The sequence below is a fragment of the Salinifilum ghardaiensis genome (assembly GCF_054491345.1).
On the sequence record NZ_CM137101.1, the window covers coordinates 4,932,591 to 4,945,000 of the forward strand.

Genomic DNA, 12,410 nt, shown 5'->3' on the forward strand with positions numbered 1-12,410 from the left:
CTCAGCGGCGCGTGTCGACCTGCTGGAAGTTCAGGTACGCCCGCGACGGCGTCGGCCCGCGCTGCCCCTGGTAGCGCGAACCGGCCTCGCGCGAGCCGTACGGCGCCGCCGCGGGGCTGGACAGGCGGAACAGGCACAGCTGGCCGATCTTCATCCCCGGCCACAGCGAGATGGGCAGGTTCGCCACGTTCGACAGCTCCAGCGTGATGTGCCCGCTGAAACCGGGATCGATGAAGCCCGCGGTGGAGTGCGTCAGCAGCCCCAGCCGGCCGAGCGAGGACTTGCCCTCCAGGCGCCCGGCGAGGTCCGTGGGCAGCCGCACCGTCTCGAACGTGGAGCCGAGCACGAACTCGCCCGGGTGCAGCACGAACGGGTCCTCGTCGGTGTTCTCCACCAGCGAGGTGAGCTCGTCCTGCTGGCGCGACGGGTCGATGTGCGTGTACTTCGTGTTGTCGAAGACGCGGAAGAACCGGTCCAGGCGGACGTCGATGCTGGACGGCTGGATCAGCGCGGCCTCGAACGGGTCCAGCTCCAGGCGTTGCGCATCGATCTCTTCACGCAGGTCTCGGTCGCTCAACAACACACGAGCAGCGTATCCGGATCCCCCCAGTGGATCTTCGGCGCCCGCCGTGCTAACGTGTATGTGCCGCGGAGGCGGTGCGGATGTAGTTCAATGGTCAGAACATCAGCTTCCCAAGCTGAGAATGCGGGTTCGATTCCCGTCATCCGCTCCAACAGCGCTACCGCAGCGCAGCGAGGGCCTTCCCGCTCCGGCGGGGAGGCCTTTTCGCTGTCCAGCGGGCCCCGCGTGCAACGAGGGTGCAACGAGCCGACGCACGCGCTGCCGACCGACGGAGGTCGAGGCCCCCGGCGGGGCCGGCATCATCGCCGCGCCCCCTTCACCGCTCCCCCCGTTGACCGGTCCCCGCGCAGATCGAGCGCCCTTCGCCGTAGCCGGTGACCACGTCGCCACCCCGGTCCGCCACCCCCGGCCCGCGGCTCGGGCCTGCCTCGTCGCTCCGGCGGTACCAATACCCCTGGAAACCGTGCTCCAGCGGCTCAGGTTCGCCGAAGCCCTCGTTGCCGTTGCGCTCGATGAGCGCGTTGATCCGCTCGAGCACCCCGCGGCCCCGGGTTTGCCACCGCACGTAGTCTTCCCAGGCGTTCTCACCCCGGACCAACCCAGCTGCGCGCGACGTGCCCCGCCGCTGCCCACCACCCGCTTCGACATAGCCTGGCGGCGATGCAGCGCACGGTCTGGCCCTTCGTGCACCGCCCCCGCTGGTGGTGGCGGTGGCGCATCGCCGGATTCCTGGCGTTCTTCGCGGCGCTGACCTTCACGAGCCTGATCTGGGACGGCCCGCTCGCCGGGGAGCTCGCCGTGCTCCTCGCCGGCGGTGCCGCGCACGTCGCCCTCGTCGTCGCCTCCGATCGCCGCCTGCGTCGGGAGCAGCCGACCGCGCAGCGGTGAACACCTGCCGGGCGAGAATCAGCGCGGAACATGACGCGCAGCACAATTCGTGCATCTGATTGCTGCGCATCCCGACCGTGATGTGCACTCGGGCACCGCTGCGCGCCGCGCGCACGTGCCACGCACCCGCGCCGTCACCGAAAGCCGACTCCGAGGAGAACGCGCATCCATGGCGCAAGAACCGGACCCCAGCAGGCACGACAACACCTCCCAGGCCGTTGCCGCGGCCCTGCTCGCGATCCTGGGGCTCGTGCCGCACGGGGCCTGGGTCGGCGCCAGCGTCGAGTCGTTGCACTACAGCGGGTCCTTCGGGGAGTGGCTGCGCAGGACGGATCTGATGGACGTGCTCGGGGGCACGGGCAACCTCCTGGTCGTGGTGGCGCTGGGCTGGGGATCCGTCGCGCTGCTGCTGCGCAGGAGGGTCGGGCGCCGGCTGGTGGCCGCGGGTGCGGCGGGGGCGATCGCGATGGTCCTCGGCGAGATCGTGCACCTGCTGATTCAGATCGCGCACGGCGAGGACGCCGACACCAAGGCATTCCAGCGCATGGGGGTGGCGTTCCTGTGCTTCGCGCTGCCCGGCCCGATCCTCACGCTCGGGCTCGTCCTCTCGCCGGGCACGCGTGAGTGGGTGCGCAGGAGGGAACGCGCCACCGACTGACCTGCCCCCCGCGGACGGGCGGGCGCGGAACCGGACGGCCCGCGACGCGGAGTCCCGGCCCGATGGCGGCGGTTGGCGAGCGCCACCACGCGCAGGAGCCCGCCACGCGGATCGGGCGCGCTGCACCGGAGGACCCGCGACATCCCTGCCCGCCGCTGCCTCGCACCGCCCCGCGGACCTCATCCAGCCGCCTCGCGGCGACCGAGGGCGACGTAGCAGTTGCTGCTGCGGACCTCCGCCTCGCTCGGCTCGCGCTCGGGTCGCCAGCGCGGTGCCGGCACGAGCCCCGGTTCCACCAAGGAGCACCCCGGCAGCAGCGCGCGGATTTCGGCGGGCGTGCGCGCCCGTCCCGGCGTGGCGGCCCGCTCGGAGGCCGCGACCATCGCGGCGAGCTGCTCCTCGCTCCAGCCGATGCGGGAGGCGTGGCTGATCGCCAGGAAGCTGCCGGGGACCGTCGCCCGGTGGTAGGCGGCGAGCACCTCGCGCACCCGCTCGTCCTCGGCCACGAACGAGAGCGCCTCGACCGCGAGCACTGCCACCGGCCGGGTGAAGTCGATCAGCTCGCGCACGCCGGGCGCGCCGAGCACCGCGTCCGGGTCGCACAGGTCCGCGCAGGTGACGCTCACCCGTTCCGCGCTGCCCCCGAGCAGGCGCCGGGCGTGGTGCACGGCGAGCGGTTCGACGTCGACGTAGGCGACGCGCGCGTGCGGGGCGTGCCGCTGCGCGGTCTCGTGCACGTTGCCCACGGTGGGGATGCCGGAGCCGAGGTCGAGGAACTGGTCGACGCCCTCCTCGCGCACCAGGTGCTGCACCGCCCGGGTGAGGAACGAACGGGTCGCCTGGATGAAGAACGGCCCGTCCGGAACGACCTCGCTCAACCCGTCGACGGCCTCCCGGTCGATCGCGAAGTTCGCCGACCCGCCGAGCATGTAGTCGTTCATGCGCGCCAGGCTCGGCAGGTGCAGCCGCGCGTCCTCCGACCGCGGGTCGTCGGCGAGTTCCACCATGCGGCTGATCATGCCCTCCGCCGCACCTCCGCGTACAGGGCTCACCAGGAACGACCTACGGGGGTGTGCGCATTCTCCCGCGGGGCGCACCGGGTGGTGCGGCCGAGACCGGATCCGGGGTCGCGGCGCCCTCGCGCGCGCCCAGCGGATCGCGCAGCGCCACGTGCGCCGACCACGCGTCCGGCGGCGCCCGCGTGCTCGCGGCCGCGCGGAAGGCCATCGCCAACGGCGGGGGCGCGGCCTCGTGCAGCTGCGCACCGCGCCCGGGGCGTTCGACGAGCACGCGGTACGCGCCCGCGCGGGCCGCGTGCACCGCGGTGTGCGTGAGAGCGACGTCCCCGCCGCGCAGGTACCGGTACCTGGCGTCGACGGGGAACCCCTCGTGCACCGCGGAGCCGGTGTCGATGAGCGCGTCCTCTTCGGAACCGATGACGTGCCACTCCGTGTCCCCCGCCCACGCGCGGTCGAGGCGGTTGGGGCTGGAGTGCAGCACGTCGACGAGTTCGGAGCCGGGGGCCTGCTGGCGGAGCTGGTCGTGCACGCAGAACTCCGGGCGCAGGTCGCAGGACAGCCCGCCGTGGGGCGTACCGAGGGTGGTCACCGCGCCCACCCGCAGCTTGCCGTTCGGATACCCGGCCCACCCCCGGGCCGAGCCGAGCAGGGCCGCGCGCGTGATGATCCCGCCCATCGAGTGGGCCACGAGGTCGACCGGCTCGCCCGCACGGGTGTGCGTGCGGTGGAGGAACTGCGCGAACGTGGCCGCGATGCGCGTGATGCTGGTGTCCGTGGAGACCTGCATGTCTTCGCCGACGGTGACGTCGCAGTCCGTGTCACCGGCGTAGAAGCCGACGGTGCGCAGCGGTCCGCGCCACCCGCGCTCGCGGAACTCCCGCTGCGCCCGGCCCCAGTAGGCCTCGCAGTCCACGGCGCCGTCCGGTGCGTAGCCGTGGACGAAGTAGACGGGGTTCCCGGTGTTCCCCCGCTCCGGTTCGGCGCCCTCCGGTTCGGCGCCCGGCAGCCCGGCATCCTGCCCACCCGGTTCGGCGCTGGAGATCCGCTCGGGGCGGTCCTCCGCGGTGTGCTGCACCACGACGCCGGCCGTCACGATCAGAACCGCAGTGATCGCCAGCAGCACGCCCCGTCCCGGTCGACCGGGTCCGGCCATCGGTCCCGCCTTTCCCTCGCTTCTCCCGCAGCAGCTGCGCGCGGTGGGCACGAGCAAAACGACAGCACAGCTCACAGCGGCGCGCGCGGCGCGAAGCCTCGGATGCACTTCGACCGGGTGACGGATTCACCGGCGTGGCGACTGGACGATCAGCGCGCGAAGCACCGCGCCATTCCCGCGCTCCCCCTCACCACGCCCCGCTTTCCCGGCACCCGCGTCCTCCGCCGCCCCTGCGGACCGAACGCGTCCGCGACCGGCAACGGGCTCACCAGGGGTGATCCCGTTTCTCGGGCGGGTTCATGGGGTGTGGTGCTCGACAGGCGGGGTGGGTGTTCAGGCGGGGAGGCCGCTCGGCCGCCGCGACGCGGGCACCGGGCGGGCTCTGCGGCGCGGACGGCCGCCGCCGAGGAGGGCAGCCGTCGCCGGGGGCGAACGGGCGTCGGGCGGACGCGAACGGGCGCCGGAGGAGGACAACCGCCGCCGAGGCGGACGGCCGTGGAACGGCCGTCCCCGCTGGGCACGCGCGTGCACCGAAGTTCGCCGCCACCACCTTGGCAACGGTTACTGCCAAGTAATACCCTTCTTGTTACCCACGAGTAAGAAGCTGGGGCGAGCTGGCCCGCCCACGCACGTGCGAGAGGGAGCCTTCCATGGGGCACTACAAGAGCAACATCCGCGACCTCGAGTTCAATCTGTTCGAGGTACTCCAGGTGCACGAACGGCTCGGCGAGGGCGCCTTCGAGCAGTCCGACGAGGACACGGTGCGGGGCGTGCTGGAGGAGCTGAACACGCTCGCCACCGGACCGCTCGCCGAGTCCTTCGAGGAGGGCGACCGGACGGGCGCCGCGTTCGACCCGAGCACCGGCTCGGTGACGCTGCCGGAGGCGTTCAAGAAGAGCTACCAGCAGATCAACGAGGGCGAGTGGTGGCGGCTGAGCCTGCCGGACGAACTCGGCGGCTACGGCATCCCGCCGTCGGTGCAGTGGGCCGCGGCCGAGCTCCTCCTCGGGTCCAACCCGGCCATCTTCATGTACATGGCCGGTCCGAGCTTCGCGACGATCCTCCACCGCAACGGCACCGAGGAGCAGCGGCACTGGGCCCAGCTCATGATCGACCGCGGCTGGGGCGCGACCATGGTGCTCACCGAGCCGGACGCCGGCTCGGACGTCGGCGCCGGCCGCACCAAGGCGGTCCAGCAGGAGGACGGCAGCTGGCACCTCGAGGGCGTCAAGCGGTTCATCACCTCCGCCGACCAGGACATGACCGAGAACATCATGCACCTGGTGCTGGCCCGCCCCGAAGGCCCCGGCGTCGAGTCGAAGCCGGGCACGAAGGGCCTGAGCCTGTTCCTCGTGCCGAAGCACCTGTTCGACTCGGACACCGGCGAGCCCGGCGCGCGCAACGGCGCCTACGTCACCAACGTCGAGCACAAGATGGGGCTGAACGTCTCCGCGACGTGCGAGCTCACCTTCGGCCAGCACGACGTGCCCGCCAAGGGTTGGCTGCTCGGCGAGGTGCACCAGGGCATCGCGCAGATGTTCCAGGTCATCGAGTACGCGCGGATGATGGTCGGCACCAAGGCCATCGGCACGCTGTCCACCGGCTACCTCAACGCCCTCGAGTACGCCAAGGAGCGCGTGCAGGGCCCGGACCTGACCCGCGCCGCCGACAAGACCGCCCCGCGCGTGACCACGACGCAGCACCCCGACGTGCGGCGCATCCTCATGCTGCAGAAGTCCTACGCGGAGGCGCTGCGGGCGCTGTACCTGTACACCGCCACGTACCAGGACGAGGTCGCCCAGGCCAAGCACGCCGGCGCGGACCCCGGTGAGGCGGACGCGGTCAACGACCTGCTGCTGCCGATCGTCAAGGGCGTCGGCTCCGAGCGCGCCTACGAGATGCTCACGCTGTCGCTGCAGACCCTCGGCGGTTCCGGGTACCTGCAGGACTACCCGATCGAGCAGTACATCCGCGACGCGAAGATCGACAGCCTCTACGAGGGCACCACGGCGATCCAGGCGCAGGACTTCTTCTTCCGCAAGATCGTCAAGGACAACGGCGCGGCGGTCGGCAAGGTCGCCGAGCAGATCCAGCAGTCGCTGCAGCCCGGCGGCGAGGACGACCCGTTCGCCGCGGAGCGGCGCCTGCTCGGCACCGCGCTCGAGGACGCCCAGGGCATGCTCGGCGCGATGATCGGCTACCTGACCTCCGCGCAGGAGGACACCGGCGAGGTCTACAAGGTGGGCCAGCACGCGGTCACCCTGCTCATGTCCATGGGCGACGTGGTGCTCGGCTGGCTGCTGCTGCGCCACGCCGAGGTGGCCCAGCGCGCGCTGCAGGCCGGCGCCGCGGCGAAGGACGCCCCGTTCTACGAGGGCAAGATCGCCTCGGCGCGGTTCTTCGCCAAGAACGTGCTGCCCGAGCTCACCGCGCGCCGCAAGGTCGTGGAGGCCGCCGACAACTCGCTGATGGAGCTGGACGAAGCGGCGTTCTGATCGGTCCGCCCGCTCCGCTCGCACCGCGCGCCGAAGGGTGCCGCCCCCTGCCCCGGGGCGGCACCCTTTTCGCGTCCCTCGAGGCCCTGGCCTGCATCGATGCCGGAAGAACGCGTTGAGAGCCGAGTCACTCCGGTTTGTCCTTGCTCTCGTCAAAAGTTAGCCTAGCGAAATAGGTGTTCGTTTCGACCTCCGCACAGCACGAGGAGCGACGTCCATGAGCGGCGGGCACAGCACGCGATTGCTCGACATGTTCACAGGCCAGCCCAAGGCCGTCTGGGTCACCGCGTTCGCAGCCGTGATCGCGTTCGCGGGGATCGGGCTCGTCGACCCGATCATGCTGTCCATCGCCGACGCGCTGGACGCGGGCCAGGAGCAGGTCCCCCTGCTGTTCGCCTCCTACCTGGGCGTGCAGGTCGTGGCGATGCTCGTCACCGGCGCGTTCAGCGCCAGGTACGGGCCGAAGCGCACCGTCGTCACCGGACTCACCCTCATCGTCGCCGCCACCCTGCTGTGCGCGCTCGCCGGCACGATCGGCCAGCTCATCGCCCTGCGCGCCGTCTGGGGCCTGGGCAACGCCTTCTTCATCGCCACCGCGCTGTCCGTGATCGTCGGCGCGGCCAGCGGTGGGCAGCAGGCGGCCGTCCTGCTCTACGAAGCAGCGCTCGGCATCGGCATGTCCGCCGGTCCGCTGCTCGGCGCGCTGCTCGGCCACCTCTCCTGGCGCGGCCCCTTCGCCGGAACGTGCGTGCTCATGGCAGCCGCGCTGATCCTCTCCGCCGCATTCCTGCCGAAGGACGGCCCGCGCAGCCAGCGCACCCCCGTGGGCGTGCTCGACCCGCTGCGCGCCCTGAAGCACCCCGGGCTGCTGCGCACCTCGCTCGGCTCGGTGTTCTACACCGCCTCGTTCTTCATCGTGCTCGCCTGGTCCCCGTTCGTCCTGCAGTACGGCGCGATCGCCGTCGGACTCGTCTTCTTCGGCTGGGGCCTGTGCGTCGCCGTCGCCGGTGTCGCCCTGGCACCGCGCCTGGCCGCCCGCCTCGGGGAAGTCGGCGCCACGCTGTTCGCCGTGGTCCTCTACGCCGTGCTGCTCGGCATCATGGCCCTCGGACCGCGCCCCGTGGTCGTGCTCGCCATCATCCTCAGCGGCATCGCCTCCGGACTGCTGAACACCCTGTTCACCGGATCGGCCATGAGCATCAGCGACGCACCCCGGCCCGTGGCCAGCGCCGGGTACAACTTCTGCCGCTGGCTCGGCGGCGCCGCGGCCGCCACCCTCGTCGGCCACATCGCCACCTGGTTCGGCTCGCAGCGGGCGCCCTACACCGTCGGTGCCGCCCTGTGCGTCATCTCCGCGGTGCTGCTCGCCTTCGAGCTGCGCAGCCAGCAGGCCAACAAGCGGCAGGTGCCCGCCGAGGCCGCGCTCGTCGGCGAGGAGTTCTGACGAGAACCCCAACGACGAGAACCCCAGCACGGACGAGGGCCGGGACCGGTGCGGTCCCGGCCCTCGTCGTTCGACGCGCGGCGGAACCCCGCCAGCCGGTGGGACCCGGCGGACGGCGACCGGACCAGCGGGCTGCACCGACCGGCCGCAACGCGCGGGCGAATCCGACGAAAGCATCGATTCACCCCCGAGCGCGTGCGAGCATGTGCGCCGATACACACCCCCGGCACCGAATCGGCCGACCGCGTTCGCGCGCCGTTCACCTCGGCGTCCTCCGCAACTCGGCCCGCGCTCCTACCCTTCCCGCCGGTTCCCGACGAAACGCGTGGAGGTCCGTTGTCTCCCGAAATGCACCCCGCCACCACGGGCCGCGGCATTCCCCTCCCCCTGCTGACGCACTTCTCCGCCAAGCGTTCCGCCACGACGTGCCGGTACCGCTGCGGCGACCAGTGCGCCCACGAACCCCCCAACACCTCTGAGAACAGCTACTTCGGTGACGTCGTCGACGGCATCGTCAGCCGCCGCGGCGCGCTGAGGGGCGCCGGCGTGGTCGCCCTCGGCGCCGGCGGGATGGCCGTGCTCGGCAGCACCGCGCAGGCCGCCCCCGCAGCCGCAGCCCCGACCACCGGCCCCGAACCGATGGGGCTGCGCTTCGAACCGGTCGCCGGCAACCAGCGCGACGCGGTCACCATCCCCGACGAGCACCGGCAGAACGTCGTGATCCGCTGGGGCGACCCGGTCCTGCCCGGCGCGCCCGAGTTCGACTTCCACGACCAGAGCCCCGAAGCCCAGGAGAAGCAGTTCGGCTACAACAACGACTTCGCCGAAATCGTCGAGGTCGACGGCCAGCAGCTGCTCGTGGTCAACCACGAGTACACCACCGAACCGCACATGTTCCCGTCCTACGACGAGGAGAACCCCACCGAGCAGCAGGTGCGGATCTCCTGGGCCGCGCACGGGCTGTCCGTCGTCGCCGTCGAGGACGACGGCAGCGGCGGGCTGCGGCCGGTGGAAAGCAGCCGCAACCGCCGGATCACGCTCAACACCGAGTTCGAGGTGCGCGGCCCCGCCGCCGGCAGCGAACTCCTGCGCACCAACGCCGACCCCACCGGCACGAAGGTCCGCGGCACGCAGAACAACTGCGCCGGCGGCAAGACCCCGTGGGGCACGGTCCTCTCCGGTGAGGAGAACTTCCACCAATACTTCGGCCACGCGGACGCGGTCAACGACCCCGAGCGGCGGGAGCGCCTCGAGCGCTACGGCATCGGCACCGGCGAGAGCGACCGCAAGTGGGAGCGCTTCGACCAGCGCTGGGACGTGCGCGCGGAACCGAACGAGCCCAACCGCTTCGGCTGGATCGTCGAAATCGACCCGCACGACCCGCACTCCACCCCGGTCAAGCACACCGCGCTCGGCCGCTTCAAGCACGAGAGCGCCACCATCCGGATCAGCCAGGACCGGCGCGTCGTCGCGTACTCCGGCGACGACGAGCGGTTCGAGTACATCTACAAGTTCGTCTCCAGTGGACGCGTGAAGCCCGGCACCAGCCGGCACGCCCGGCGGCACAACATGGGGCTGCTCGACGAGGGCACGCTCTACGTCGGCACGTTCACCGGCGACAGCCCCGACTCCGAGATCGACGGTTCCGGAAAATTGCCCTCCGACGGGGAGTTCGACGGCAGCGGCACCTGGATCCCGCTGGCCACCGGCGACGAGTCGCACGTGCCCGGGTTCACCGCCGAGGAGGTCTACGTCTTCACCCGCATGGCCGCGGACGCGGTGGGTGCGACGAAGATGGACCGCCCCGAGGACATCGAACCGAACCCGCACAACGGGCGCGTCTACTGCGCGCTGACGAACAACGGCAACCGCGGGGCCGAGGGGCACGCCGGACCGGACGAGCCGAACCCGCGCACCGGCAACAAGCACGGGCACGTCCTGGAGATCGACGGGGACCCGACCGGGACGCGGTTCGCGTGGCGGCTGCTGCTCGTCTGCGGCGACCCCGAGGACCCGAACACGTACTTCGGCGGGTTCGACAAGTCCCGCGTCAGCCCGATCTCATGCCCGGACAACGTGGCCTTCGACCCGTACGGCAACCTGTGGGTCTCCACCGACGGCAACGAGCTCGGCTCGAACGACGGGCTGTTCGGCGTCGCCCTGGAGGGTCCTTATCGCGGGCTGACCAAGCAGTTCCTCACGGTGCCCGTCGGGGCGGAGACCTGCGGACCGGTGGTGCGGGAGGAGTTCGTCCTCGTCTGCGTGCAGCACCCCGGTGAGAACGACGAGGACGAGCCCTCGTCGCACTGGCCCGATGGTGGTACCTCCCGAGCGCGGCCCGCGGTCGTGACCGTCACGCGCGCCGACGGCGGCAGGATCGGCGCCTGACCCGGTGCTGACCTGGTCCTGACCTGGTCCTGACCTGGCGAGGCCCACCGTCGATCGGTGTTCACCGTTGGCCGGTGCCGCAGCGAGTGCTGCGGCACCGGCCCGGGCCCGCCGCAGCCAGCTACTCACCGAACCGACGGGGCCACCCCCGGCTCGCACCGGCATGTCGGTCGAGGGGCGGACAGGACCGGCAGAGCACCCCCGCCCCGCAGAGCACCCGACGCCTCGCAGGGCACCCCCGACACACGCCAAGTCCGGACACATGAAACCGGGCCCGGACAGGACAACCAACGACCGAAACACCCACCAGACCCCCACCCCCCGGGGGCCACACGACGCGGAAACAAAGGCAAAAAAAGGGGGAAAACACACAAAGAAAGGGGCGCGGGCGAGACCCCCACCCAGGAGTCACACCCACACCCCACACGGCCCAACACAGGCCCACACACAACGAAAAAAAGGGGTGGAGTCGGAACCCCCACCCCCGCCCGGGAAAACCCCCTGGTCCTCCCAGCGTGGACGGGCTCAACAACCCCACCCCTCTTTTTCTTTTCGTGTTGTGTCGGCGGCGCCTTACTCTCCCACACCCCACCGAGTGCAGTACCATCAGCGCAGGGAGACTTCGCTACCGGGTTCGGAATGGGACCGGGCCTACCCCTCCCGCCATAGCCACCGACAACCCCACACCCCACCACCACCGTGGTGGGGACGATGCTTGAGAAGCCGATCAGCAGGTGTGAACACCCCACGCATCACCCCACCCAACAGCCCACAAACAGGGGAGTTGGTAAGTCACTCGGCTGATTAGTACTCGTCCACTCACAAACACATTACTGCGCTTCCATGCCAAGCCTATCCACCCAGTCATCTCCTGGGAGCCTTAACCCACATGGGGAGGGAGACCTCATCTTGAAACAGGCTTCCCGCTTAGATGCTTTCAGCGGTTATCCCTTCCGAACATAGCCAACCAGCCCTGCCCCTGGCGGGACAACTGGCACACCAGAGGTCCGTCCGTCCCGGTCCTCTCGTACTAGGGACAGCCTTCCGCAAGTCTCCTCCGCGCGCGGCGGATAGGGACCGAACTGTCTCACGACGTTCTAAACCCAGCTCGCGTGCCGCTTTAATGGGCGAACAGCCCAACCCTTGGGACCAACTCCAGCCCCAGGACGCGACGAGCCGACATCGAGGTGCCAAACCCTGCCGTCGATACGGACTCTCGGGCAAGATCAGCCTGTTATCCCCGGGGTACCTTTTATCCGTTGAGCGACACCCCACCCACACAGAAGTGCCGGATCACTAGTCCCTGCTTTCGCACCTGCTCGACCCGTCAGTCTCACAGTCAAGCCCCCTTCTGCACTTACACGCACCGCCTGATTCCCAACCAAGCTGAGGGGACCTTTGGACGCCTCCGTTACCCTTTAGGAGGCAACCGCCCCAGTTAAACTACCCACCAAGCACTGTCCCCAATCCGGATCACGGACCAAGGTTAGATGCCCAGAACGACCAGAGTGGTATTTCACCAACAACTCCACGAACACTGGCGTGCCCGCATCACAGTCTCCCACCTATCCTACACAAGCCGCACCAAACACCAATACCAAGCTGTAGTAAAGGTCCCGGGGTCTTTCCGTCCTGCCGCGCGAAACGAGCATCTTAACTCGTCATGCAATTTCACCGGGCCTGTGGTCGAGACAGCGGAGAAGTCGTTACGCCATTCGTGCAGGTCGGAACTTACCCGACAAGGAATTTCGCTACCTTAGGATGGTTATAGTTACCACCGCC

Annotated in this window: 9 protein-coding genes, 1 tRNA gene and 2 rRNA genes (1 of these 12 only partly in view); 6 read left to right on the forward strand and 6 right to left on the reverse strand. The window is 70.2% G+C overall.

Annotated elements, in window-relative coordinates; translation table 11 throughout:
- Position 1 precedes the first annotated feature (1 nt).
- Complete coding sequence (gene dcd / locus ACVGV0_RS22510; protein WP_459157679.1) at positions 2 to 583, reverse strand: dCTP deaminase; 582 nt, start codon at positions 581 to 583, stop codon at positions 2 to 4.
- A 76-nt stretch (positions 584 to 659) separates the two neighbouring features.
- Between dcd and ACVGV0_RS22515 the strand changes: the two genes are divergently transcribed.
- A tRNA-Gly gene (locus ACVGV0_RS22515) sits at positions 660 to 734 on the forward strand.
- A gap of 165 nt (positions 735 to 899) precedes the next feature.
- Here the strand turns inward: ACVGV0_RS22515 and ACVGV0_RS22520 are convergent.
- Positions 900 to 1,181 carry a type II toxin-antitoxin system YoeB family toxin gene (locus tag ACVGV0_RS22520; protein ID WP_459157680.1) on the reverse strand — a complete coding sequence of 94 codons (282 nt, stop codon included), beginning with the start codon at positions 1,179 to 1,181 and terminating at the stop codon, positions 900 to 902.
- 62 nt (positions 1,182 to 1,243) lie between these two features.
- Between ACVGV0_RS22520 and ACVGV0_RS22525 the strand changes: the two genes are divergently transcribed.
- Both ACVGV0_RS22525 and ACVGV0_RS22530 read left to right on the forward strand, forming a co-directional pair.
- Positions 1,244 to 1,471 (forward strand): hypothetical protein, encoded by a 228-nt coding sequence (locus ACVGV0_RS22525; protein WP_459157681.1) that lies wholly within the window; start codon positions 1,244 to 1,246, stop codon positions 1,469 to 1,471.
- 169 nt (positions 1,472 to 1,640) lie between these two features.
- On the forward strand, positions 1,641 to 2,129 hold the full coding sequence (locus ACVGV0_RS22530; RefSeq protein WP_459157682.1) for a hypothetical protein: 489 nt from the start codon (positions 1,641 to 1,643) through the stop codon (positions 2,127 to 2,129).
- Positions 2,130 to 2,308: 179 nt separating this feature from the next.
- Here the strand turns inward: ACVGV0_RS22530 and ACVGV0_RS22535 are convergent, their stop codons facing one another.
- Both ACVGV0_RS22535 and ACVGV0_RS22540 read right to left on the reverse strand, forming a co-directional pair.
- Entirely contained in the window at positions 2,309 to 3,148 is an 840-nt protein-coding gene (locus tag ACVGV0_RS22535; protein WP_459157683.1) for an SAM-dependent methyltransferase, read from the reverse strand.
- A gap of 43 nt (positions 3,149 to 3,191) precedes the next feature.
- Positions 3,192 to 4,301, reverse strand: coding sequence for an esterase/lipase family protein (locus ACVGV0_RS22540; protein ID WP_459157684.1), 1,110 nt, complete (start codon positions 4,299 to 4,301; stop codon positions 3,192 to 3,194).
- A gap of 650 nt (positions 4,302 to 4,951) precedes the next feature.
- Between ACVGV0_RS22540 and ACVGV0_RS22545 the strand changes: the two genes are divergently transcribed.
- The 3 genes from ACVGV0_RS22545 (at position 4,952) to ACVGV0_RS22555 (ending at position 10,628) form a co-directional block, all read left to right on the forward strand.
- Entirely contained in the window at positions 4,952 to 6,796 is a 1,845-nt protein-coding gene (locus tag ACVGV0_RS22545; protein ID WP_459157685.1) for an acyl-CoA dehydrogenase, read from the forward strand.
- Positions 6,797 to 7,013: 217 nt separating this feature from the next.
- A complete protein-coding gene (locus ACVGV0_RS22550) occupies positions 7,014 to 8,240 on the forward strand; it encodes an MFS transporter (protein WP_459157686.1) in 1,227 nt (408 codons plus the stop codon).
- Between the two features lie 348 nt (positions 8,241 to 8,588).
- Positions 8,589 to 10,628, forward strand: coding sequence for a PhoX family protein (locus ACVGV0_RS22555; RefSeq protein WP_459160107.1), 2,040 nt, complete (start codon positions 8,589 to 8,591; stop codon positions 10,626 to 10,628).
- Between the two features lie 560 nt (positions 10,629 to 11,188).
- On the opposite strand, the gene rrf is transcribed toward ACVGV0_RS22555, so the two are convergent.
- A 5S ribosomal RNA gene (gene rrf / locus ACVGV0_RS22560) occupies positions 11,189 to 11,305 on the reverse strand.
- Positions 11,306 to 11,411: 106 nt separating this feature from the next.
- Positions 11,412 to 12,410, reverse strand: a 23S ribosomal RNA gene (locus tag ACVGV0_RS22565) (it continues 2,098 nt past the right edge of the window).

Bases quoted from the DNA above. Each gene is read 5' to 3' on its own strand.
- ACVGV0_RS22540 (WP_459157684.1), bottom strand. From the start codon at position 4,301: ATGGCCGGACCCGGTCGACCGGGACGGGGCGTGCTGCTGGCGATCACT.
- ACVGV0_RS22555 (WP_459160107.1), top strand. From the start codon at position 8,589: ATGCACCCCGCCACCACGGGCCGCGGCATTCCCCTCCCCCTGCTGACG.
- ACVGV0_RS22545 (WP_459157685.1), top strand. From the start codon at position 4,952: ATGGGGCACTACAAGAGCAACATCCGCGACCTCGAGTTCAATCTGTTC.
- ACVGV0_RS22525 (WP_459157681.1), top strand. From the start codon at position 1,244: ATGCAGCGCACGGTCTGGCCCTTCGTGCACCGCCCCCGCTGGTGGTGG.
- ACVGV0_RS22535 (WP_459157683.1), bottom strand. From the start codon at position 3,148: ATGATCAGCCGCATGGTGGAACTCGCCGACGACCCGCGGTCGGAGGAC.
- ACVGV0_RS22530 (WP_459157682.1), top strand. From the start codon at position 1,641: ATGGCGCAAGAACCGGACCCCAGCAGGCACGACAACACCTCCCAGGCC.
- ACVGV0_RS22550 (WP_459157686.1), top strand. From the start codon at position 7,014: ATGAGCGGCGGGCACAGCACGCGATTGCTCGACATGTTCACAGGCCAG.